The sequence below is a fragment of the Kitasatospora sp. NA04385 genome (assembly GCF_013364235.1).
Classification (GTDB): domain Bacteria; phylum Actinomycetota; class Actinomycetes; order Streptomycetales; family Streptomycetaceae; genus Kitasatospora.
The window spans coordinates 2,101,975-2,124,650 of the sequence record NZ_CP054919.1 but is presented as its reverse complement, the minus strand read 5'-3'; the positions used below and the strand labels follow the sequence as shown (position 1 = coordinate 2,124,650).

General features: G+C 76.0%; 20 protein-coding genes and 1 riboswitch. Of the genes, 11 read left to right on the top strand and 9 right to left on the bottom strand.

Annotated features, from left to right (window positions below):
• Positions 1-20 precede the first annotated feature (20 nt).
• From HUT16_RS09215 to thiO, 3 genes are all read right to left on the bottom strand, one after another.
• Entirely contained in the window at positions 21-812 is a 792-nt protein-coding gene (locus tag HUT16_RS09215; protein WP_176187226.1) for a thiazole synthase, read from the bottom strand.
• Positions 813-815: 3 nt separating this feature from the next.
• On the bottom strand, positions 816-1,025 hold the full coding sequence (thiS, locus tag HUT16_RS09210; protein ID WP_014135290.1) for a sulfur carrier protein ThiS: 210 nt from the start codon (positions 1,023-1,025) through the stop codon (positions 816-818).
• A complete protein-coding gene (thiO, locus tag HUT16_RS09205; RefSeq protein ID WP_254897725.1) occupies positions 1,022-2,176 on the bottom strand; it encodes a glycine oxidase ThiO in 1,155 nt (384 codons plus the stop codon). Before thiO ends, thiS begins: the two co-directional genes overlap by 4 nt.
• A riboswitch (TPP riboswitch) is annotated at positions 2,171-2,284 on the bottom strand. (Overlaps the previous gene by 6 nt.)
• A gap of 76 nt (positions 2,285-2,360) precedes the next feature.
• Here thiO and HUT16_RS09200 point away from each other — a divergent pair.
• The 4 genes from HUT16_RS09200 to HUT16_RS09185 all read left to right on the top strand — a co-directional run bounded on the left by HUT16_RS09200 (position 2,361) and on the right by HUT16_RS09185 (position 5,500).
• Positions 2,361-3,566 carry an NAD(P)/FAD-dependent oxidoreductase gene (locus tag HUT16_RS09200; RefSeq protein ID WP_176187222.1) on the top strand — a complete coding sequence of 402 codons (1,206 nt, stop codon included), beginning with the start codon at positions 2,361-2,363 and terminating at the stop codon, positions 3,564-3,566.
• Positions 3,567-3,582: 16 nt separating this feature from the next.
• Positions 3,583-3,948 carry an Rv2175c family DNA-binding protein gene (locus HUT16_RS09195; protein WP_033216844.1) on the top strand — a complete coding sequence of 122 codons (366 nt, stop codon included), beginning with the start codon at positions 3,583-3,585 and terminating at the stop codon, positions 3,946-3,948.
• The gene (thiE, locus tag HUT16_RS09190) at positions 3,945-4,592 is read left to right on the top strand and encodes a thiamine phosphate synthase (RefSeq protein ID WP_176187220.1); all 648 of its coding nucleotides are present in this window, start codon (positions 3,945-3,947) and stop codon (positions 4,590-4,592) included. The genes HUT16_RS09195 and thiE overlap by 4 nt, the downstream gene beginning before the upstream one ends.
• A gap of 242 nt (positions 4,593-4,834) precedes the next feature.
• A complete protein-coding gene (locus tag HUT16_RS09185) occupies positions 4,835-5,500 on the top strand; it encodes a VanZ family protein (RefSeq protein ID WP_176187218.1) in 666 nt (221 codons plus the stop codon).
• Between the two features lie 6 nt (positions 5,501-5,506).
• Here the strand turns inward: HUT16_RS09185 and HUT16_RS09180 are convergent, their stop codons facing one another.
• Positions 5,507-6,613, bottom strand: a complete 1,107-nt coding sequence (locus HUT16_RS09180) for a polyprenyl synthetase family protein (protein ID WP_176187216.1) — start codon at positions 6,611-6,613, stop codon at positions 5,507-5,509.
• A gap of 205 nt (positions 6,614-6,818) precedes the next feature.
• Between HUT16_RS09180 and metF the strand changes: the two genes are divergently transcribed.
• Both metF and HUT16_RS09170 read left to right on the top strand, forming a co-directional pair.
• A complete protein-coding gene (metF, locus tag HUT16_RS09175) occupies positions 6,819-7,733 on the top strand; it encodes a methylenetetrahydrofolate reductase [NAD(P)H] (protein ID WP_176187214.1) in 915 nt (304 codons plus the stop codon).
• Between the two features lie 163 nt (positions 7,734-7,896).
• Entirely contained in the window at positions 7,897-8,619 is a 723-nt protein-coding gene (locus HUT16_RS09170) for a hypothetical protein (protein ID WP_176187212.1), read from the top strand.
• Positions 8,620-8,626: 7 nt separating this feature from the next.
• Here the strand turns inward: HUT16_RS09170 and HUT16_RS09165 are convergent, their stop codons facing one another.
• Both HUT16_RS09165 and HUT16_RS09160 read right to left on the bottom strand, forming a co-directional pair.
• Entirely contained in the window at positions 8,627-10,015 is a 1,389-nt protein-coding gene (locus HUT16_RS09165) for an NAD(P)/FAD-dependent oxidoreductase (RefSeq protein WP_176187209.1), read from the bottom strand.
• Positions 10,016-10,066: 51 nt separating this feature from the next.
• A complete protein-coding gene (locus HUT16_RS09160) occupies positions 10,067-10,678 on the bottom strand; it encodes a DUF4126 domain-containing protein (RefSeq protein ID WP_176187208.1) in 612 nt (203 codons plus the stop codon).
• Positions 10,679-11,160: 482 nt separating this feature from the next.
• On the opposite strand from HUT16_RS09160, the gene HUT16_RS09155 reads away from it, so the two are divergent.
• The 3 genes from HUT16_RS09155 to HUT16_RS09145 all read left to right on the top strand — a co-directional run bounded on the left by HUT16_RS09155 (position 11,161) and on the right by HUT16_RS09145 (position 13,129).
• Positions 11,161-11,661 (top strand): SAV_6107 family HEPN domain-containing protein, encoded by a 501-nt coding sequence (locus HUT16_RS09155; protein WP_254897724.1) that lies wholly within the window; start codon positions 11,161-11,163, stop codon positions 11,659-11,661.
• A gap of 107 nt (positions 11,662-11,768) precedes the next feature.
• The gene (locus HUT16_RS09150) at positions 11,769-12,521 is read left to right on the top strand and encodes a methyltransferase domain-containing protein (protein WP_176187206.1); all 753 of its coding nucleotides are present in this window, start codon (positions 11,769-11,771) and stop codon (positions 12,519-12,521) included.
• Positions 12,522-12,751: 230 nt separating this feature from the next.
• On the top strand, positions 12,752-13,129 hold the full coding sequence (locus HUT16_RS09145; protein ID WP_176187204.1) for a DUF3040 domain-containing protein: 378 nt from the start codon (positions 12,752-12,754) through the stop codon (positions 13,127-13,129).
• 199 nt (positions 13,130-13,328) lie between these two features.
• Here the strand turns inward: HUT16_RS09145 and HUT16_RS09140 are convergent, their stop codons facing one another.
• Genes HUT16_RS09140 through HUT16_RS09130 form a run of 3 tightly spaced genes read right to left on the bottom strand, consistent with a single transcriptional unit; the run spans position 13,329 to position 18,047 of the window.
• Positions 13,329-15,773, bottom strand: a complete 2,445-nt coding sequence (locus HUT16_RS09140) for a DUF3488 and transglutaminase-like domain-containing protein (RefSeq protein ID WP_176187202.1) — start codon at positions 15,771-15,773, stop codon at positions 13,329-13,331.
• Positions 15,770-17,098, bottom strand: coding sequence for a DUF58 domain-containing protein (locus HUT16_RS09135; protein WP_254897723.1), 1,329 nt, complete (start codon positions 17,096-17,098; stop codon positions 15,770-15,772). Before HUT16_RS09135 ends, HUT16_RS09140 begins: the two co-directional genes overlap by 4 nt.
• Position 17,099: 1 nt before the next feature.
• Positions 17,100-18,047 (bottom strand): MoxR family ATPase, encoded by a 948-nt coding sequence (locus HUT16_RS09130; RefSeq protein ID WP_176192579.1) that lies wholly within the window; start codon positions 18,045-18,047, stop codon positions 17,100-17,102.
• A gap of 729 nt (positions 18,048-18,776) precedes the next feature.
• On the opposite strand from HUT16_RS09130, the gene rsmH reads away from it, so the two are divergent.
• Positions 18,777-19,745 (top strand): 16S rRNA (cytosine(1402)-N(4))-methyltransferase RsmH, encoded by a 969-nt coding sequence (gene rsmH / locus HUT16_RS09125; protein ID WP_176187200.1) that lies wholly within the window; start codon positions 18,777-18,779, stop codon positions 19,743-19,745.
• A 997-nt stretch (positions 19,746-20,742) separates the two neighbouring features.
• Positions 20,743-22,596 carry a penicillin-binding protein 2 gene (locus HUT16_RS09120; protein ID WP_303392074.1) on the top strand — a complete coding sequence of 618 codons (1,854 nt, stop codon included), beginning with the start codon at positions 20,743-20,745 and terminating at the stop codon, positions 22,594-22,596.
• Positions 22,597-22,676: the final 80 nt, after the last annotated feature.

The following is a 22,676-nucleotide window of genomic DNA, read 5'->3' as shown; positions in this document are numbered from 1 at the left end:
TTCGCCCCGGCGGGCGCGGCTCAGAACGCCGGACGCTCGCGGGTGTCGGCCAGGCCCGCGGTGGGGGAGGACGCCTCGGCGTAGTAGCGGCGCGGGATCCGCCCGGCCCGGTGCGCCAGCCGTCCCGCCTCGACCGCCTTGCGCATCGCCTCCGCCATCAGCACCGGGTCCTGCGCGCGGGTCACCGCGGAGGCCAGCATGACCGCCGAGCAGCCCAGCTCCATCGCCAGCGCGACGTCGCTCGCGGTGCCCGCGCCCGCGTCCAGCACCACCGGGACGTTCGCGGCCTCCACGATCAGCTGGAAGTTGTGCGGGTTGCGGATGCCCAGGCCGGAGCCGATCGGCGAGCCCAGCGGCATGATCGCCGCGCAGCCGACGTCCTCCAGCTTGCGGGCCAGCACCGGGTCGTCGTTGGTGTACGGCAGCACGGTGAAGCCGTCGTCGACCAGCGTCTCGGCGGCGTCCAGCAGTTCGATCGGGTCGGGCAGCAGGGTCCGCTCGTCGGCGATCACCTCCAGCTTCACCCAGTCGGTTTCGAGCGCCTCCCGGGCCAGCCGGGCGGTCAGCACCGCCTCGCCCGCGGTGTAGCAGCCCGCGGTGTTGGGCAGCACCCGGATGCCGTTGCGGGAGAGCACCTCCAGAACCGAGCCCTGGGTGGCGGTGTCGACCCGGCGCATCGCCACCGTGGTCAGCTCGGTTCCGGAGACCTTCAGCGCCTGCTCCAGCACCTCCAGGCTGGGAGCGCCGCCGGTGCCCATGATCAGGCGGGAGGAGAAGGTGGTGCCGGCGATGACCAGCGCGTCGTCAGCCATGGTTCAGCCTCCCTGGACGGCGGTGAGGATCTCGACCCGGTCGCCCTCGCCGAGCGCCGTGGCGGGCCACGAACTGCGGGGCACCACGGCCTCGTTGACGGCGGCGGCGACGCCGGTGTTGGCGGCCGACACCTCGGCGACCACCACGTCCAGCGTGGTGGCGGCGGGCAGGGTGCGCGGCTCGCCGTTGACGGTCAGGGCGATGGTGTTCATGCGGGGACCTTGGGGGTGAAGCGGTCAGGGGTGAAGTCGGCGGCCAGCGGCGGGAGTTCACCGGTGGCCAGGTAGTCGGCGAGCAGGTCCGCGGTGACCGGGGTGAGCAGCACCCCGTTGCGGTAGTGCCCGGTGGCGGCGGCCAGGCCGTCCAGCGCGGTCGGCCCGAGCAGCGGCGCGTTGTCCGGGGAGCCCGGACGCAGCCCCGCGCCGATCTCCAGCAGCGGCAACTCGGTGATGCCGGGCACCAGTTCGTGCGCGTCCCGGAGCAGCTCGTAGACGCCGCCCGCGGTGACGGTGGTGTCGTGGCCCAGCTCCTCGGTGGTCGCGCCGACCACCAGCTCGCCGTCGGCCCGCGGCACCAGGTACAGGTGCTGCCCGCGCACCACCGCCCGCACGTTGCGGGACAGGAACGGGCCGTGCGCGGTGGGCATCCGCAGCCGCAGCACCTGGCCCTTGACCGGGCGCACCGCCGGCAGCACCCCCGCCGGCAGGCCCGGCAGCAGGTGGCTGCGCGACCCGGCGGCCAGCACCGTGCGCCCGGCCGCCACCCGCTCGCCGGTCGACAGCCGCACGCCCGCCGCCCGGCCGTCCTCGACCAGCAGCTCGGCGGCCTCCGCCCGGTGGAACACCACGCCCGCGCGCTCGCAGGCGACGACCAGCGCGGCGGCCAGCCGGCGGCCGTCCACCTGGTGGTCCCCGGCGACGTGCAGGCCGCCGCGCACCCCCGGGGCCAGCATCGGCTCCAGCCGGCGGCACTCGCGGCCGGTCAGCCACTGGGACGCCAGGCCCAGCCGGCCGTGGAAGGCGTGCAGTTCGCGCAGCTCCTCGCGGTCGTCGGAGTCCAGCGCCACCGCCAGCGTGCCGGTGGCCCGGTAGCCGGTGTCCAGCCCGGTCAGCTCGGTCAGCTCGGCGGCGAACGCGGCGTACCGCTCGTTCGACGCCATCCCCAGGCGCAGCAACGGCTCCTCGCCGTACTGCAGTTCGGTCACCGGGGCGAGCATGCCCGCGGCGACCCGCGCCGCGCCCCCGCCCGGCCACGGATCGACCAGCGCGACCGCCAGGCCGCGCTGCGCCGAGCGCCAGGCGACGCCCAGCCCGATGATGCCCCCGCCGACCACCAGCACGTCCAACGCGCGGGAATGTGCCACAGCGGCTCGATCTCCCTTCGCCGGCATGACCCGGATCAGGTTCGGACGGTCGCGGGCCGCCACAGCCCGCCTCTCAGCCCGGTGCACCGGGCTCCCGTGTGAAGTGAAGTCACCCCCACCTTAACGCCGGGCCGCCGCGCACCCGAAGGCGCGGGCCCGGGGCGGACACCCGGCGGTGGGTAGGGTGGACGGCGTGGCTGAGCTGAGGGCAACGGACCGGGTCGTCGTGGTCGGAGCGGGCATAGCGGGCGCCCAGGCCGCCCTGAACCTGCGGCAGGGGGGCTGGCGGGGCCCGCTCGCCCTGGTCGGCGAGGAACCGCACCTCCCCTACGACCGCCCGCCGCTCTCCAAGGACGTCCTGCTCGGCAAGGCCGACGCCACCGCCTTCGAGATCGACTGGCACGGCCTCGACGTCGAGCTGCTCACCGGCCGCCGCGCCACCGGCCTCGACGACGGCGTCCTGCGCACCGACCGCGGCGAACTGCGCTACGACGCCCTGGTGATCGCCACCGGCGCCGCCCCGCGCACCCTGCCCCACCTGCCCGGCGCCCGCACCCTGCGCACCGTCGACGACGCCCGCGCGCTGCGCGCCGCCCTCACCCCCGGCCGCCGGACCGTGCTGGTCGGCGCGGGCTGGATCGGCGCCGAGACCGCCACCGTCGCCCGCGGGCTCGGCTGCGAGGTCACGGTGGTGGAGGCCGCCGCCACCCCGCTGGCCGGCGCGCTGCCCGCCGAACTCGGCGCCCTGATGGCCGACTGGTACGCCGCCGCCGGCGTCGAGCTGCGCTGCTCCGCCGCGGTGGCCGGCGCCGCCGCCGGCGGGGTGCTGCTCACCGACGGCACCCACCTGCCCGCCGACGAGGTCGTGGTCGGCATCGGCGCCCGCCCCGCCACCGACTGGCTGGCCGACGGCCCGCTCGCCCTCGACCCCGACGGCACGATCCCGGTCGACGACCGGCTGCGCACCGCCCTGCCCGGCGTCCTCGCCGCCGGGGACTGCACCTCCTACCCCTCCGCCCGCTCCGGCACCCGGCTCGCCGTCCAGCACTGGGACCACGCCCTGCACTCCGGCGCCGCCGTCGCCGCCTCCCTGCTCGGCACCCTCGACGCCCCGTACGACCCCGTCCCGTACTTCTGGTCCGAGCAGTTCGGCCGGACGGTCCAGTACGCCGGCCGGCACGCCGGGGCCGACCACCTGCTGTGGCGCGGCTCCCCGTCCGACCCCGACTGGACGGTGCTGTGGCTGCGCGACGGCGTCCCGGTCGCGCTGCTCGCCGTCGACCGCCCGCGCGACCTGGCCCAGGGCCGCCGCCTGATCGAACGCGGCACCGCGCTGGACCCGGCGCGCGCCGCCGACCCCGCCGTCCAGTTGAAGGCCGCCGCCCGATAGCGCCTAGGCTGGGGGAGTGAGCGAGATTGATCCGAAGATTGACGCCCTGGTCCCCGCCTGGCTGTACCTGCCCGACATCTCGGAGCGGTGGGGCGTGGTGATCACCGAGGTCCGCGACATGGTGCGCAACCGCACCCTGCTGGCCGTCCGCCGCGGCCCCAACAAGTCCCTCCAGGTCCCCGCCGACTTCATCGAGGACGACGGCCCGGTCAAGCACCTGGTCGGCACCCTCACCGTGCTGCGCGACTGCGGCTTCTCCGACCAGGAGATCCTCGAGTGGATGTTCACCGAGGACGACTCCCTGCCCGGCAGCCCGATCCAGGCCCTGCGCGAGAACCGCGGCACCGAGGTGAAGCGCCGCGCCCAGGCCATGGCCCTGTGACGGCCGCGCCCACCGCCCGGCAGCGGCTGGCCGACGCCCGGCTCTACCTCTGCACCGACGCCCGCCGGGCCCAGGGCGACCTGCCCGAGTTCCTGGACGCGGTGCTCGCGGGCGGCGTCGACGTCGTCCAGCTCCGCGACAAGGCCCTGGAGGCCAAGCAGGAGCTGGAGCACCTGGAGGTCTTCGCCGACGCGGCCCGCCGCCACGGCAAGCTGCTGGCCGTCAACGACCGCGCCGACGTCGCGTACGGCGCCCGGCCCGACGTGCTGCACCTCGGCCAGGACGACCTGCCGGTCGCCGTCGCCCGGCGCATCCTCGGCGAGGACGTGCTGATCGGCCGCTCCTGCCACGCCGAGGACGAGGTCGACACCGCGTTCACCGAGCCCGGCGTCGACTACTTCTGCACCGGCCCGGTCTGGCCCACGCCCACCAAGCCCGGCCGGCCCGCCCCCGGCCTCGACCTGGTCCGCCACGCCGCCGCGCGCCGCCCCGAGCGCCCCTGGTTCGCCATCGGCGGCATCGACCAGGACAACCTCCAGCAGGTCCTGGACGCCGGTGCCACCCGGATCGTCGTGGTCCGCGCCCTCACCGCCGCCGAGGACCCCGGCGCGGCCGCGGCCGCGCTGGCCGCCCGCCTGCGCTAGGCGCCCTCCGGGCGGGGCGCTCCTCCGCCGGTCGAGCGCCCCGCCCCGCCGGACCCCGCACGGGGCGGAAGCGGAGCACGGGAGAGATCCGGTTGCGGGGCAGGTCCCGCCGGCGACCGGAACCCCGCGCGGCCGTCCCGTCGCCGCGGCCGGGCGGCACGGCCGTCCCCGCTCCGGCGGAACGCGGGGGCGCCAGGCCCCCGGGCGGGAACCGGGCGGCCCGGTTCGCCCTCCGTGCAGGCATGGAGCCCCTCGCGCCACCCGCCCGCCGCACCCGCCGGGCCGCCCTGCTCGTTCCCGCGCTGCTCGCGGCGGCGGCCGTCGCCTTCCTCGCCCAGCGGCCGTTGGGCCGCGGCCACCGCGCCGGGTGGAACGGCTGGGTCGGCACCGTCAACGGCATCGTCTTCCTGGCCGCGGCCGCCCTGCCGGCGGCGGTGCTGGCGGCCTGGCTGCTGGCCCGCCGCCGCCGGGCGGCCGGGGTCGAGCCGGGGTGGGCTCGGCGCTCGGCGCTGGCCGAGGTCGGCGCGGTCTACGGGACGGCGCCGTGGGTGTGGATGATCCTGCTGCCCGGCGCCGACCCGGGCGGTCCGCGCCGCCGGGTCAACCTGGTGCCGCTGCACGACATCGCGGAGGTCGTCGCGGCCGGCCCGCCCGCCACCGCGGTGGCCCAGATCGGCGGCAACCTGCTGGTGTTCGCCGCGCTCGGCTTCCTCGCCCCGGTGCGGTTCGCCGCGCTCGCCTCGGTGCGGCGGGTGCTGGCGCTCGGCGCGGCCTGCTCGGTGCTGGTGGAGCTCGCCCAGTACGTGCTGCGGCTGGACCGGGTCTCCTCGGTCGACGACGTGCTGCTGAACGCGGGCGGGGCCGCGCTGGCGGCGCTGGCCGCGCGCCGCTGGTGGCGGCGGGCCTGACCCCCGTCAGTACTTGCGGACCGTCGCGGCGTCGGCCAGCGCCCGGAGCACCTCGCGGGTCGGGCCGTCGGCGATCGGGGCCGCGTCCAGGGCGTCCAGCGCCTCGGCGAGCAGCGCGTCGATCCGGGCCTCGACCAGGTCGGGGGCGCCGCTGAGGGTGATCAGGTCGCGCAGGTCGGCGATCTCCCCGGCGTCCAGGCCGGGCGCGCCGAGCCGGGCGTCCAGGTGGGCGGCGTCGGCCGGGCCCAGGCCGCGCATGGCGTGCGCGACCAGCAGGGTGCGCTTGCCCTCGCGCAGGTCGTCGCCGGCCGGCTTGCCGGTGACCGCCGGGTCGCCGAAGACGCCCAGCAGGTCGTCGCGGAGCTGGAACGCCTCGCCCAGCGGCAGGCCGAAGTTCCCGAGCGCCTCGACCAGGCCGGGGGCGGCGCCGGCCAGCAGCGCGCCGACCTGGAGCGGCCGCTCGATGGTGTACTTCGCGGACTTGTAGTGCAGGACGGTCCGGGCCCGGTCGATCGCCCCGCCGTCGGTGGAGTCGCCCGCGACCGGCTCCAGCACGTCCAGGTACTGGCCGAGCATGACCTCGGTGCGCATCAGGTCGAACGCGGGCTTGGCGGCCGACACGGCGGCCGTCGGCAGCCCCGAGCGCTGGAACAGCTCGTCGCACCAGATCAGCAGCAGGTCACCGAGCAGCACCGCCGCGGACGCCCCGTACTGCTCGCGGTCGCCGCGCCAGCCGCCCGCCCGGTGCAGGTTCTCGAAGCGGCGGTGGACGGCGGGCAGGCCGCGGCGGGTGTCGCTGCGGTCCATCAGGTCGTCGTGCACCAGGGCGCTGGCCTGCAGCAGCTCCAGCGCGGCCGCCGCCCGCTCGATCCCGGGCTCGTCCGCGGCGCCGCCGGCCGCCCGCCACCCCCAGTAGCAGAACGCCGGGCGCAGCCGCTTCCCGCCGTCCAGCAGGAAGTCGCGCAGCGCGTCGGAGACCGGCCCGAGCTGGTCGGAGATCCCGGAGAGCAGGGCCGCCCGCTCGACCATGAACGTGCCGAGGGTGCGGTTCACGCGGTCGCGCACGTCCTCCGCGTCGACGGGGTTGCGGGGAAGGCGGATGGAGGAGGGCACCTGAGACTCCGGATCGATGGGGCTGACAGTCAGATTAACGCTCCGCGCAGGGTGGGCCGTTCCACCCGCTCTCCGGCGGCCCGCGACCGGGCCCGCCGGGGGCCTTCGACCGGGCCCGCGACCGGCTGGCCGAAAATCTCAAGTGACGTCTCAGGAGATGGACGTTGTTTGTCCGGGCCGCGCCGCCGACGGATAACCTGCCAGCATGGCACTCGGGATTCCCACCACCAGAAACGACCGCGCGCAGACCGTGCGCGACCTGCTGGCGGCCGGCGACCGCTCCTTCTCCTTCGAATTCATGCCGCCGCGCAACGAGGAGGCCGAGCGCAAGCTCTGGGACGCGATCCGCCGGGTCGAGTGCCTGGAACCGAACTTCGTCTGCATGACGTACGGCGCGGGCGGCTCCTCGCGCGGCCGCACCGTCGACCTGGTCGGGCGGATCGCCACCGAGACCACGCTCACCCCCGTCGCCCACCTCACCGCCGTCGACCACTCGGTGGCCGAGCTGCGCAACATCATCGGCCAGTACGCCGACCAGAACGTGCGCAACGTGCTCGCGGTGCGCGGCGACCCGCCCGGCGACCCGCTGGGCGAGTGGGTCCGCCACCCCGAGGGCGTCACCTACGCCGCCGAGCTGGTCGAGCTGATCAAGGGCATCGGCGACTTCTGCGTCGGCGTCGCGGCCTTCCCGCAGATGCACCCGCGCTCGGAGAACTGGGACGAGGACATCCGGCACTTCGTCGCCAAGTGCCGGGCCGGCGCCGACTACGCGATCACCCAGATGTTCTTCGAGGTCGAGGACTACCTGCGGCTGCGCGACCGGGTCGCCGCGGCCGGCTGCGAGACGCCGATCATCCCGGAGATCATGCCGGTCACCAACAGCCGCCAGCTGGTGCGCTTCCCGCAGCTGTCCGGCTCCGCCTTCCCGGACGACTTCCGCCGCAAGCTGGAGGCCGTCGTCGACGACCCGGCGGCCGTCCGCGCGGTGGGGCTGGAGCACGCCACCACGATGGCCGAGCGGCTCCTCGCGGAGGGCGCCCCGGGCCTGCACTTCATCACGCTGAACCACTCCACCTCGACGCTGGAGATCTACCAGAACCTGGGCCTGCACACCCGCTGATCCGGCTCCGGCGGCGGGGAGTCCGCCGCGCGGGGCGGAGGCCTGCGCACGCGCTGGTCCAGGCCCGTCGAGAAGGCCGTGCCCGGGATGAGGTGGTGTCCGTCCGGAGGCTGTACAGTCGCCCGCAACCGCGCGGTGATGGTGGCGTCTGGAGGTTGCGGGGATGGGCATCGGATACCTGCTCCTCTATGGCGCGCTGGCCCTGGTCGCGCTCTGGCTGACCGCCGAACTCCTGCTGCAGAACCGGGCCCCGCTGCACTGGCGGGCGCTCGCGCTGCTGGGCTTCCTCGGCGTGGTCGCCGGGATGCGGGCCTCCTCGGTGCCGGTGATAGTGGCGGGCGCGGCCGGCTTCGGGCTCGGCCAGCTGATGGTGACGGGCGCGGTCAGGCGCGGCCGCCCGGTGGGCTGGTCGCTGCGCCGCTCGGACGGCCGACTGCCCGGTTCGCTGGCGAAGGTCCCGCTGCTGGCCGCGGCCACCGGCGGGACGGCCGCCGCGGCCGCCGCCCCGGAGCCGGTCGTCCCGGTCGGCGAGGTCGGCCCGGTCGAGGACGAGCCGTACGAGGCCCACGACCCGTACGCCGGGCAGTTCGCCGGGTACGAGGAGTTCCAGCAGCTCGACGCGGGCGTCTACGCCGACGACCAGAGCGCCTACCAGGTCCCGCAGCAGCCCCAGTACGGCTACGTCCAGCAGCAGGACTACGGCTACCAGCAGCAGTACGTCCCGCAACAGCCGCAACCGCAGCCGCAGTTGCAGCTGATCGGCTACGACCAGTACGGGCAGCCGGTCTACCAGGACCCGTACACCCAGCAGCAGTACCAGCAGCCGTACGTCCCGCAGCAGCAGCCGCAGCAGGACCAGAACTGGTACTACCAGCAGCAGTACTGACGCCCCGTCAGGCTGGGCCGAGCAGTCCGGCGGTGATCGAGGCGGACATCCCGACCCGGGCCAGCCCGCCGCCCGGGTGGGCGTGCGCGCCGATCAGGTACAGGCCGGGCGGGCCGGGCTCGTTGGCCGGCGCGAGGTGTCCGCCGGCCAGCGAGGGCGGCGGGACGGAGGCGGTCAGCCGGGTCTCCCGCCAGCGCAGCCGGGGGCGCAGGTCGAGGCCGGACGCGGCCAGGTGGGCGAGCAACTCCCCGGCGTAGGCGTCCCGTTCGGCGTCGCCGAGGGTGAGCCCGGCGGGCACGGTGACGGTCAGCACGGCGGCCTCCGCGTCCGGGCCGGGCACCAGCGACGGGTCGTCGGGCCGCAGCACCTGCACGGTGGGGCGGTCCGGCAGCACGCCGTCGGTGAAGACCGCGCGGGCCTCGGCCGCCCCGTCCGCCGCGTGCACCACGGTGCGGTGCGCGGTGCCCGCCGGGCGGGCGCCGTCCAGCGCCAGCAGCACGGTGAACCGGCCCGGCGCAGGCGCGGCGGGCCCGGCGCCGCCCAGGCCGGGCACGGAGCAGAGCACCGCGTCGGCCGTCAGCACCCCCGCGTCCGTGCGCACGCCCACCACCCGCCCGCCGTCCCGCTCCAGGGCCCGCACGGGGGTGTCGAAGCGGAACTCCGCGCCGCGCTTCCCGCACCGCTCGAACACCGCGTCGGCCAGCGCCCGCAGCCCGCCGTCGACGTACCAGACGCCGAAGGACTGCTCCATGTACGGCAGCACGGTCGCCGAGGCGGGCGCGGTGCGCGGGTCCAGGCCGTAGCGCAGCGCGTACTCGCCGAGCAGCGCCGCCGGGCCCGGCCCGCCGCCCAGCTCGCGGGCCGCGTCCGCCAGGGTGTGCCGTCCGCGCGGCAGCAGCCGGGACAGGCCGCGGCGCGGCGGCACCGGGTACGGGTCGGCCGGGTCGACGGCCGGGCGCGGCTCCTCCAGCAGCGGGCGGCGGGTCGCCTCCCACACCGTGCGGCCCCGGTTGACCAGTTCGCCCCAGCGGGCGCCGGCCCCCGCGCCGAACGCCGCGTCCAGCGCCCGGACCACGCCGTCCCGGGAGGCGTTGGGCAGCAGCAGTTCGGTGCCGTCCGGGAACAGGTGCCGGCTCTCCGGATCCACCGGCCGCAGGGCGACCAGCTGCTCCAGCGGCTCCCGCCCGGTCTTCAGCGCCAGGTCGCGGTAGACGGCGGGCAGCGCGAGCAGCCCCGGCCCGGTGTCGAACCCGAAGCCCTCCCGGCGGTGGTGCCCCACCTGCCCGCCGTGCGTCCCGGCGGCCTCCAGCACCGTCACCCGGTGCCCGAGGGTGGCCAACCGGGAAGCGGCGGCCAGACCGCCCATGCCTGCGCCGACGACGATGATCCGAGCCATGGCAGAAGATCCTATGCGCCCCCGGGCCCTAGTCGGCCCCGCCCGCCGGGGCTAGCCGGCCGCCACCGCCCCGCCGGCCCGCCGACGCGCCCGGCGCTCCCGGCGGCGCAGCCAGAAGCGCCGGATGCGGGTCACCGCGAACCACACCAGCAGCACGCCGAGGGCCAGCAGCACCGCCGCCGCCGAGGCGGCCAGCCAGGGGTGGAAGATCGCCAGCGTCACCAGGCCGGCCACCGAGAGGTCCTCGGCCAGGCTCAGCAGGACGTTCGAGGCCGGCTCGGGCGAGGTGTTGGCCGCCATCCGCAGGCCCGCCTTGACGCAGTGGCTGAGCAGCGCCGTCGTCCCGCCGACCGCCCCCGCCGCGACCTCGCCCAGCGACCCCGGGTCGTGCGCGGCCAGCAGCGCGCCCACCGTCGCGCCCGCGACCGGGCGGACCACCGTGTGCACCGCGTCCCAGAGGCTGTCCACGTACGGGATCTTGTCCAGCACCGCCTCGCACAGGAACAGCGCCCCGGCGGCCAGCAGCACGTCCGTGCGCCCCAGCACCGGCGGCACCGAGTCCGCCCCGCCGAAGCGGCCGAACAGGCCGAGCAGCAGCACCACGGCGTACGCGTTGATCCCGCTCGCCCAGCCGCTGGTGAAGATCAGCGGAACGGCCCCCACGGCGGCCCCCTTCGACGCGTCCGCCCGGCCCTCGGGCGGGACGCGGCCACCGTACCGGGCCGGGCCCGGGGCGGGGGAGGGCGGTCGAACGGCGGGCGGCTGAGTATCCGTACTCAGATCACCGGTTGAGTACCCGCACGGATACCCGGCGGCCCCGGCGGACGGCAGAGTGGTGGGCACCGGGAAGGCCGCCGCCGGGCGGAGCCACCCGGAGCGCTCGGGGCCCGACCGTCGGGTTCAGGGGGAACGACGGTCGACACCACGGCCCGGAGCGCGACCAACGGCCGGAACGGGGGCCGGGCACCGCCGACACGGGGCGGCGGAGCCCGGCCCCTCCCCCTGGGGGGAATCCGGGGAGACCGGCCGTGGGGGACGACTGGAACGGGGTCGGGGGACCCCGAGTTGTCAGACCCCCCGTTCACGATGGATGCATGCGCGGACCGACCGGTCCGGGCAAGGTCCGGAGTGAACGGGGGAGACCCATGACCATCAGCCGTCCTGAGCCTGTCGTCCGTCCTGCCGTCGATCAACCCGCCGTCGAGCAGCCCACCCTGCCCGCCTCCCGCGGCAGCGACGTCCACCCGGTGCTGCGCCGCGGCTCCGCCGCGCCGGCCGCACTCGAACTGCTCCGGCACGCGCACCGCACCCTGGTGCACGCCCGCGGCCGACAGGACCCGCTGGAGCGCTACGCCACCGCCCACCTCGCCGCGCTGCGCGCCACCGCCGCCGTGCTCGCCGTCCGCGGCCGCCCGGTGCGCCACCCGCGCCGCCGCCAGGCGATCCGCCCGGCCTGGGAGCTGCTGCCCGAGGTCGCCCCCGAGCTCGCCGAGTGGGCCGCCTACTTCGCGGCCGGGGCGCGCCGCCGGGCCGCCGCCGAGGCCGGCATCGCCGGTGCCGCCGGCGAACGGGACGCGGACGACCTGATCCGCAACACCGCCCTGTACCTGCGCATCGTGGAGCGGATCCTGGCCCTGCACCCCTGACGTCCGGTACCTGCCGTCCGGCGCTGCGCCGCGCCCCGGCCGGTCGATCCCGGCGGATAAGGTGGAGGCGTTCCCGCCGTGGAAGACCTGCCAAGAGGGGTGCCGCCTTGTATCCGACTCGTCCCCGCAGTGCGCTGCGTACCGCCGTGGTGTGGGAGGTGGTGCGGGAAGCGCTGGAGCGGCGCTCCGCCGAGCTCGGACGGCCGGTCCTGGAGGTCGTCGACACCGGCGGCGGCACCGGCAACTTCGCCGTGCCGGTGGCCAGGCTGGGCCACCGGGTCACCGTGGTCGACCCCAGCCCCGACGCGTTGTTCGCCCTGGAGCGCCGGGCCGCCGAGGCCGGCGTCACCGAGCTGGTCCGGGCCGTCCAGGGGGACACCCAGACGCTGCCCGAACTCGTCCCGGCCGGATCGGTCGACGCGGTGCTCTGCCACGGCGTCCTGGAGGTCGTCGACGACCCGGCCGAGGCGCTCGGCAACCTGGTCGCCACCCTCGACAAGGGCGGCCTGGTCAGCCTGCTCGCCGCCAACCGCAACGGCGCGGTGCTGGCCCGCGCGGTGGCCGGCCAGTTCACCGAGGCCCGCACCGCGCTGGACGCCCCCGACGGCCGCTGGGGCGCCGGGGACCCGATGCCCCGCCGCTTCACCGGCGAGCAGCTGGACGCGCTGGCCACCGGCGCCGGGCTGCGGGTCGCCTCGGTGCACGGCATCCGGGTCTTCGCCGACCTCGTCCCCGGCGTCCTGGTCGACACCGAGCCCGGCGCGCTCGACGCCCTGCTCAAGCTGGAGCTGGCCGCCGCCGAGCAGCCCGCCTTCCACGCCGTCGCCACCCAGCTCCACCTGCTCGCCGAGGCGATCTGATCCGCCGCGGGGGGCACCAAGCGGGCCCTCCGCTCGTTGCAGGGGTGCGGGCCGCCGGAGCGGTGGCCCGAGCCACGCCTGATTGACCACGCCGAACCGCGGCCGTGGACCGTATGATCTGGGTAAAGCCGGTAAGCATGACGGCCAGACCGGTGGGGCATATGGACCACACAGGCCCGAGCCAGGGGTGGCGGACCGGTCGCCCCGCGACCGACGAGTAGGAGGACTCCGTGCCGCTCTCGGAGCACGAGCAGCGACTGCTCGAGCAGATGGAGCGAGCGCTGTACGCCGAAGATCCCAAGTTCGCGTCAGCGCTCGAGGGAACCGGCCTGCACACCTACACCCGTCGGCGGGTCTACCTGGCCGTGGCGGGATTCGTGGCAGGCATCGCGCTGCTCATGGGCGGCCTGGTCGCCCAGGTCATCTGGGTCAGCGTGGTCGGGTTCCTGGTGATGCTCGGTTGTGCGGTCCTCGCGGTCACCGCGTGGCGCCGCGGCCCGGCCGGGCACGGCCCGCGACAGAGCGCGGGACCACGCCGGAAGTCCGGCGTCGTCGATCGAATGGAACAGCGCTGGCAGCGCCGCCGCGACGAACAGAGCGGCCTCTAGCAGCACCCACCACAACGTGGTCCGCCCGGCGGGGGAGTTCCCCCGCCGGGCGGACCTTTCGCGTGCGCCCGTCCGGGCCGCCGGGCCGCCGGGCCGACGATCCGCCGGCCCGCCGGACGACCAGCCCGCCGGACGACCAGCCCGCCGGACGACCAGCCCGCCGGACCACCGGGGCGCGGCGGTCCGGCGGGCCGCGGGGCTACCCGTCCTTCTTCTTCCGCCCGAGCCGCCCCAGCCGTCCGAGCCGCCGGAACGGCCCGGCCAGGGCGGCCCGGACCGCCGCCATCCGTTCGGCCGTGCGCTCCCGGCGGGCCGCGGCGCGGTCCTGGGCGCGCCACCACAGCCGCACCGCGGAGGCGGGCAGCAGCAGCGCGCGCAGCCGCCGGGTGCGGGTGGCGCGCACCCGCAGCGCCTCCCGGGCGGCCCGGACGTCGCCGCCCAGCTGCGCGGGCGCGTCGGACTCGCGGGCGTACATGACGCGCTCGGTGGCGAGGGCGACCCGGCCCGCGGCGGCCGCGGAGTCGGCGTCCAGCCGGGCGTCCTCGGCGAGCCGGCGCACCGCGTTGCGCGGGGTGCGGGCGTCGTCCGGCGGGATGCCCAGGTCCCAGGCGGAGTCGACCAGTTCGGCCCAGGCGGCGAGCACCTGCTCGTCGGTGAGCCGCGGCCCGTCCGCCCCGGACAGGTGGCGGCCGGCGCCGAGGCGGCGGCGGCGCAGCCTGGTGCGCCAGAGCATCGGGAAGGCCAGCGCCGCCAGCAGCAGCACGCCACCGAGCACGGCCACCAGGACCGGCCAGGACTCCCACCAGGGCGTCGTCGTCGTCCGGTGCTCGACCAGCGCGGCCTCGTCGCCGCACTCGCCCGGCCGGTGCTGCTGCGGGGGGCAGTCGCTGGAGGCGGACGGCTGGGCGGAGGGCTGCGCGCTCGGCGCGGCACTGCTGGGCGCGGTGCTGGGCGCGCTGCTGGGCGCGGTCTGCTGGACCGAGTACAGCGGGGCGGAGCCCCGGTTCGGGGTGGGCTCGAAGCGCATCCAGCCGTAGCCGTTGAAGTACAGCTCCGGCCAGGCGTGGTAGTTGGAGCTGCGCACCACCCGGTCGGTGCCGTTGCCGGAGCCCGGGGTGAAGCCGATCGCGACCCGGGCGGGGATGCCCAGGGAGCGGGACATCGCGGCCATGGTGGCGGCGAAGTGGACGCAGAAGCCCTCCTTGTCCTGGAGGAACTTGGCGATGGCGTCCGGCCCGGTCCGCGAGTCGATCTTGGTGTTGTAGGTGAAGCCGCCGCTGGTGAAGTACTGCTGGAGCGCGACGGCCTGGTCGTACGGGGTGGTCTTGCCCTTGGTGACGTCCTTGGCGGTGTCGGCCACCACCGACGGCAGGTTGGGCGGCAGGCCCAGGTAGCGCTTGCTGACGTCGGCCGGGGGCGCCCCGGCGCCGCGCAGCTGGGCCGCGGTGGCGTTGACGGCCACCGAGCCCACCGTGTAGCTCAGCCCCTTGCTCTTCTGACCGTTGACGCCGCTGACGGTGCGCCCCACCGGGTCGAAGCGCCAGTTCGAGCCGTTCGGCAGTTCCACCCAGGACATCGGGTAGGGCATCGGCAGCCAGGTGGTGCTCAACCGGTCGGAGACCGTGATGTTGGTGCGGACCGAGGTGGTGGGCAGGTTCAGGCCCAGCCCCTCGGGCGCGGGCATGCTGCTCGGCAGCGGCTGCGGGTTCTGTTCCCCGGCCACCCACTCCTGGCCGTTGAACTCGCTGAGCTCGGCGATCCGCAGGTAGAGCTGGTCCGCGTCGGGCGAGTCGGTGGAGAAGGTCAGCAGCTCGGTGTCGTCGCTGGAGCGCAGGTTGGCGGTGAGCGCGACGACCAGGTTGAGCGAGCGCTCGTCGTTGCCGCCGTTCCCGTTGCCGGTGCCCTCGCCGTGGTGGCCGCCCAGGCTGTCGAACAGGCCGCCGCCGACCGCGGGGGCGAGCGCCGGCACCAGCACCGCGACGGCCAGCGCGATCACGCCGATCCGGCGGCCGCCGTTGGACAGCGCGACGGCGGAGCGGCCGGTGCCGTGGAAGACCCGGCCCCAGCGGGTGAGCCGGTCCTGGCCCTCGGTGTAGAGCAGCGCCAGGTACCCGGCGGCCGCGAACAGGAACCACAGCCACATGCCGCCCGGCGACTCGGCCAGGCCGCCGGCCACCGAGTACAGGGCGAGCAGCGGCAGGCCCGCGGCCGCGGCCCGGCGGTAGGTGACCGCCAGGGCGTCGACCAGCACGGCCACCAGGGCGACCGAGCCGACCACGATCAGCCGCAGGCCGTCGGTGGCCGGGGCCGGGATCGCGTACGCCTGGATGTCGGTGCCGCCCCGGCTGAGCAGCGAGGAGAGCGCGTCCAGTGCGCCCGGGCCGGGCAGCAGGCCGGCGCTCATCGAGGACTGCACGGTGGTGAGCATCAGTACGTACAGCACCACGACGAGCTGCAGCGGCGGCACCAGGGCCCGGGGCAGCGGCAGGGCGCGCAGGCCGGCGCCGGCGCCGGCCGCGACGGCGACCATCAGCAGCCCGTGCGGGGCCAGTGCGAAGGCGTCCTGGAACAGCGGGGACAGGCACAGCGCGGCCAGGGCGGTGGCCAGGGCCGCGCAGAGCGTCAACTTGGCCCGGGTGGTCAAGCGCCGACCTCGTCTCGGTAGGGAACGGTGTTGTTCTGGGTGCGGTCCGCGGCCCGCCACAGGGCGGGCAGCGAGTCGCCGGCCCGCACCGGCAGCACGGTCCAGCCGGACTCGCGCAGCCGGGCCACGCGGCTCTCGACCTGCTCGTCCGCGCTGTCCGGCAGCAGGTGGCGCAGGCCCGACCAGGTGCCGGTGTCCAGCAGCAGCACGACGGCGCCGCCGGTGCGCCGGCGCAGCCGGGCCAGCCGCTCCACCTGCTCCTCGTCCAGCTCGCCGACGACCGCCACCAGCAGGCCCTCGCCGCCGAGCCGGAGCACCTCCTCGGCCCGGGCCAGGGTGCCGCCGTCGGAGTGCTCGACCACGGCCAGCGCGTCCAGCAGCATGCCGACCGACTCGGCCGCGCTGGTGCCGCCGCCACCGGGGCCGGTGTCGGGCACCGAGGAGCCGGTGTCGGTGAGCAGCCGGGTGCGGTAGCCGCGCTGCACCAGGTCGACCGCGACCGAGGCGGCGCAGGACACCGCCCACTCGAACGAGGACGCCGGGCCGGAACCGCGGTGCGCGGTCTCCCGGGTGTCCAGCAGCACGGTGGCGCGGGCCTGCAGCGGCTGCTCCTCGCGGCGCACCATCAGCTCGCCGTACCGGGCGGTGGACTTCCAGTGCACCCGGCGCAGGTCGTCGCCGTGCCGGTACTCGCGCGGGATGACGTCGTCGTCGCCGGCCAGCGCCAGGGAGTGGCTGTTGGAGTCGCCCTGCCCGCCGGACTCGCCGGGCAGCCGGACCCCCGGCAGGTCCTGGACCTGCGGGACGACGGTCAGCACGTCCGCGGCGCTGAACGCGCGGGTCAGCTCGCACATCCCGAACGGGTCGGACAGCCGCAGTTGCAGCGGGCCCAGCGGGTAGCGGCCGCGCAGGTCGGAGCGGACCCGGTAGGACACCTCGCGGAAGCCGCGCGGCTCGACCCGGTCCAGCACGAAGCGCGGGCGCGGGCCCAGCACGTACGGGACCTTGTCCTCCAGCAGCAGCAGGCCGGTGGGCACCCGGGAGACGTTGTCCAGCCGCAGGTGCACCCGGGCCTCCTGGCCGGCCGCGGCCCGGTGCGGGCTCAGCCGGCGGCCGGAGGCCACCCGGTAGCGGGTGCGCACCAGCAGCGCGGCGGCCGCCAGCGGCAGCGCCGCCAGCAGCACGCCGACCTGGAGCAGCGCGGCCTGGCCGAACACGAACGCGCACACCGCGGCCGTCAGCCCGGCCGCGAGGAAGGAGCGGCCCCGGGTGGTCAGTCCGCGCAGCGCGGCGCGCACCCCGGAGGCGCGGGCGGTGCGGGCCACCTCAGCGGCCCTGCGGGCGCGGGATCGGCAGTCGGGCCACCAGGTCGAGCACGACCTGCTCGACCGTGCGGCGGCTCAGCTGGGTCTCCGAGGTCGGCAGCAGGCGGTGCGCCAGCACCGGGGCGGCGAGCGCCTGGATGTCGTCCGGGAGCACGTAGTCGCGGCCGTCCAGGGCGGCGTGCGCGCGGGCCGCCCGGACCAGGTGCAGGGTGGCCCGCGGGGAGGCGCCGAGCCGCAGCTCGGGGCTGGTGCGGGTGGCGGCGACCAGGTCGACGGCGTAGCGGCGGACCGGGTCGGAGACGTAGACGGTCTTCACCAGGTCGATCAGCTTGAGCAGGTCGGAGGCGTGCGCGACCGGCTGCAGGTCGTCCAGCGGGTTGGCCGCGGAGTGCAGGTCGAGCATCGCGAACTCGGCCTCGGCGCTGGGGTAGCCGATCGAGATCCGGGCCATGAAGCGGTCGCGCTGCGCCTCGGGCAGGGCGTAGGTGCCCTCCATCTCCACCGGGTTCTGGGTGGCGATCACCATGAACGGCGAGGGCAGCTCGTGCGTGGTGCCGTCGATGGTGACCTGGCGCTCCTCCATCGACTCCAGCAGCGCGGACTGGGTCTTCGGCGAGGCCCGGTTGATCTCGTCGCCGACCACGATCTGCGCGAAGATCGCGCCGGGCCGGAACTCGAAGTCCCGCTGGTGCTGGTCGAACACGTTGGTGCCGGTCACGTCGGACGGCAGCAGGTCGGGGGTGAACTGGATGCGGCGCACCGTGCAGTCCACCGAGCGGGCCAGCGCCTTGGCGAGCATGGTCTTGCCGACGCCCGGCACGTCCTCCAGCAGCAGGTGGCCCTCGGCGAGGAGCACCGTCAGGGCGATCCGGACCGCCTCCGGCTTGCCCTCGATCACGCTTTCCACGGACTTCCGGACCCGGTCGACCACCGCCGCCAGCTCCGCCATCCCGGCCGGTTCCCGCCGGTCGTAGCGGCCAGACTCCGGCTGCTCCGTGCCCTGTCCGTTGATGGTCGTCACCCGTAAGCTCCCATGTGCACAGTCGCCGGGCGGCTGGTTCGAGCCCGGCCCACCCCGAATACTTGGCGCATTCTTCCCTGTCGCACGGCCAGAAGTCACCCGGCCGGGCGACAACGCGAAGGCTGTCCCGGTTTGGGACGGGGAGCGGCCCCCGCCGGTTTCGGCGCGGCGGGCGGATCTCACGGGGCGGACGCCCCGGCGGCCGGCCGCCCCCGCCGTCCGGCCCGGCCCGCCGGGGACGTTCGAACGGCTTCGCCCCGGTTCGCCCGGCGCACCCGCCGGGCCCCGCGCCCCACCCCCTTCGGCCGCCCGGCACCGGCCCGACCTGCGCAAACCGATACGGCCGGCCGGGTGGTGCGCCGGAGCGGGGCGTTGACTGGCCGGGCGCGGGCGATAGGCTGCAGGCGCAGTGGAGCACGGCGGACGGCGCCCGGCGACCGGGCGGGCGGGCCGCCCTCCGCGCCGGGCCGGCCGGCCCGCACGCAGCCCGTGGCCTCCTCCCGCTCCGTGCCCACCTGGCGCACCTTCCCCGGTGCCGGGCGGTCGCTCCTTCCCCCGAGCGAGCGGGCGGGGACCACGGGCGGCGTGCGTCCCGGCCGGCCCGGTGCGCGAGAATGGCCCGGCCACACCGCACCTGAGGAAGGGCCCCGCCCCCGTATGAGTACCGACAGCCCCGCCCCCCGGCACGTCCCGGTGATGCTGGAGCGCTGCCTGGACGCCCTCGCTCCGGCGATCTCGGCGCCCGGCGCCGTCGTGGTGGACGCCACCCTGGGCCTGGGCGGCCACAGCGAGGCCCTGCTGACCCGCTTCCCGGACGTCCGCCTGATCGCCGTCGACCGCGACCCGCAGGCCCTGGAGCTCTCCGCCGAGCGGCTCGCCCGGTTCGGCGACCGGGCCACCCTGGTGCACGCCGTGTACGACGAGATCCCGCGCGTCCTGGCCGAGGCGGGCGTCCCCGAGGTGCACGGCGTGCTGTTCGACCTCGGCGTCTCCTCGATGCAGCTGGACGAGGCCGACCGCGGCTTCGCCTACGCCCAGGACGCCCCGCTGGACATGCGGATGGACCAGACCCGCGGCATCTCCGCCGCCGAGGTGCTCAACACCTACGGCCACGGCGACCTGGCCCGGATCCTCAAGGTGTACGGCGAGGAGCGGTTCGCCGGGAAGATTGCCTCCGCCGTTCTGCGGGAACGCGAGCGGGAACCGTTCACCACGAGCGCTCGTCTTGTGGAGTTGGTCCGCAACGCCATCCCGGCGGCCACCCGGCGCACCGGCGGCAACCCGGCCAAGCGGACCTTCCAGGCGCTGCGGATCGAGGTCAACGGCGAGCTGGAGGTGCTGGACCGGGCCATCCCCGGCGCGCTGGACGCCCTCGCGGTGGGCGGCCGGATCGTCGTGATGTCCTACCAGTCGCTGGAGGACCGCCTGGTCAAGCAGTACCTCCAGGCCGGTGCCACCTCGACCGCCCCGCCGGGCCTGCCGGTGATCCCCGAGGATCTCCAGCCCTGGCTGAAACTCCTCACCCGCGGTGCCGAACTGGCCACCGAGGAGGAGATCGAGGAGAACCGGCGCGCCGCGCCCGTGCGGCTGCGGGTGGCGGAGAGGATCAGACGGACCCGGAGGTAGCCAGCCGCCGGGAACAGCGGAGCGAAGGGGAGTGGAGCGGTGCCGGTGGCCGGCGAGCGGACCCGGGGGAGCGTCCCCGGGCAGGGGGGCAGGGCGCGGATCACCGTCCGGCCCGGGGCGCGCTCGATGCGGGGGCGCACCCCGTTCGCGGTGCTGGTGGTCGCCCTGCTGTCGGCCGGGCTGCTCGGGCTGCTGATGCTCAACACCGCCCTGAACGAAGGGTCGTTCACGCTCTCCCGGCTCAAGCGGCAGACCACCGAGGCCACCGACCAGCAGCAGACCCTGCAGCAGCAGATCGCCGAGCAGTCCGCGCCCGACGCGCTGGAGCAGCGGGCCCGCGAGCTCGGCATGGTCCCCGGCGGCGACCCGGCCTTCCTCAACCCGGACGGCACGGTCACCGGCAAGGGCAGGCCCGCCGAGGACAAGCCGCCGGTGCCCCGGCCCAGCGCCGCCGACCCCTCCGGGTCCGCGTCCGCGTCCGCCGCCGGGTCCGCCTCGCCCGCGCCGGGCGCGAGCCCCGCCCCCGGCATCGACCTCGCCCCCGCCCCGCCGGCCGGCTCCTCGCCCGGCGCCTCCGGCAACCCGTCCGCGTCCGCCGGGGCTGGCGGTGAGCCGCCCGCCCGGCGACGCCCCCGCCCGCGCCGCACCCCGCCCACCGGCTCGGGCCGTTCCGGCGCGGGCTCCGGCCGTCCGGCCGCCGGCTCCGGTTCTGGCCGTTCGGCCGCCGGCCGCTCCGCCGCGCCCCGGCCGGGCTCCGGCACGTCCGGCTCCGGCCGCCCGCCGAGCAGCCGCCGCGCCGCCGGGTCGGCGAACCGCGCCGCACCGCCGACGGCGCTCAGGCCCGCCCGTCCCGGCCGCGGGCCGCCGCCGGGCACCGCGAGGTCGCCCGCCGCGCCCCAGCGCCCGCCCGGCCCGCCGCCCGGCCCCGCCGCGCCGCCCCGCCCCGTCCGGGCCGCGCACCATCAAGCTGGCCGACCCGCGCCGCCGGCTGCGGCTGGTGACGGTCTGTCTGCTGCTGGTCTTCGCGGTCTTCGCGGGCCGGCTGGTGCAGTTGCAGCTGCTGGACTCCGACGCGCTGGCGGCCGCCGCGGGCGCCAACAAGTACGTGCGGGTGGCGCTGCCCGCCGAGCGCGGCTCGATCACCGCCGCGGACGGCACCGTGCTGGCCACCTCGGTCGACGCGTACGACATCACCGCCGACCCGACCATGTTCACCCCGGAGTTCACCCACCTGCCGGACGCCCCGGAGCAGGCCGCGGCGCTGCTGGCGCCGATCCTCGGGCAGCCGAAGGAGAAGCTGGCCGAGAAGCTGCACCCGAACAGCAAGAACCCGAAGAGCCAGTACGCGCTGCTGATGGCCCGGCAGTCCCCGGAGGCGAAGAACCAGATCGCCGACCTGAAGTCCTCGCTGACCAAGCAGGTGGACACCGCCGCCTGCCGCGCCCAGGCCCAACTGCTCAAGAAGCCCGCCGACAAGGGCGGCCGGCAGTTCCTCGACCCGGCCTGCGTGAACCCGCTGGCCGGGCTGTTCTGGGACCAGTCGACCCGGCGCAGCTACCCGGCGAACGGCCTGGGCTCCAACCTGGTCGGCTTCGTCAACGCCGAGGGCGTCGGCACCGGCGGCCTGGAGCTGCAGTACCAGCAGCAGCTGGCCGGGCAGGACGGGCACTCCACCTACGCCTCGGCGGGCGGCAACCGGGTCGCCACCGCGGGCGGCGCCCGGCAGGACCCGGTGCCCGGCAGCGACCTGCGGCTGACCGTCGACCCGGACATCCAGTGGGCCGCCCAGCGCGCCATCACCGACCAGGTCGCCAACGCCGGGGCGGAGAAGGGCTACGTGATCGTCCAGGACGTGAAGACCGGCCAGGTGCTGGCGATGGCCACCTCGCCCGGCTTCGACCCGAACGACCTGGCCTCGGCCCGCGCCGACCAGCTCGGCAACGCCGCCCTCCAGGACGCGTACGAGCCGGGCTCCACCGCGAAGCTGATGACCATGGCGGCGGTGCTGGACACCGGGAAGGCCGACTGGGACACCCACGTGGAGGTGCCCAACACGCTGCAGCGGGCGGACCGGGTCTTCCACGACGACGTGGACCACGAGACCTGGTACCTGACCCTGGCGGGCGTGCTCGCCAAGTCCTCCAACATCGGCACCATCGAGGCGGCCGAGCACCTGGGCGCCACCCAGGCCGAGTCCAACAAGGTGCTGGCCGACTACCTGGACCGGTTCGGCATCGGCAAGCCCAGCGGCCTGGGCTTCCCCGGCGAGACCCGCGGCATCCTGGCCAAGCCCGAGGACTGGAACGGCTCGCAGCAGTACACCATCCCGTTCGGCCAGGGCCTGTCGGTGAACGCCCTGCAGGCGACCTCGGTGTTCTCCACCATCGCCAACGGCGGCGTGCGGGTCGCCCCGAGCCTGCTGGCCGGGACCACCGGGCCGGACGGGAAGTTCACCCCGGCGCCCGCCGGGGCGCAGAACCGGGTGGTGTCCGAGCAGACCGCGAAGACGCTGACCGAGATGCTGGAGTCCGTCGTCACCGACGAGCAGGGCACCGGCAACACCGCGAAGATCCCGGGCTACCGGGTGGCCGGCAAGACCGGCACCGCGAACCGGGTGGACCCGAAGACCGGCAAGTACTCCGGGTACACCGCCTCCTTCATCGGCTTCGCACCGGCCGACCAGCCCCGGGTGACGGTCTCCTGCGTCATCCAGGACCCGGTCAACGGCCACTTCGGCGGGCAGCTGTGCGGGCCCGTCTTCAAGCAGGTGATGGAGTTCACCCTCAAGACCCTCCAGGTCCCGCCGAGCGGCAGCGAGGCGCCGAACCTGCCCGTCGACTGGAAGCCCTGAGATGAGCGACACCCCCCGGCGCGCGCAGCGCCCTGTGAGCAGCGTCACGGAGCAGGCCCGGTTTGGCCCCGGGGGGCGCG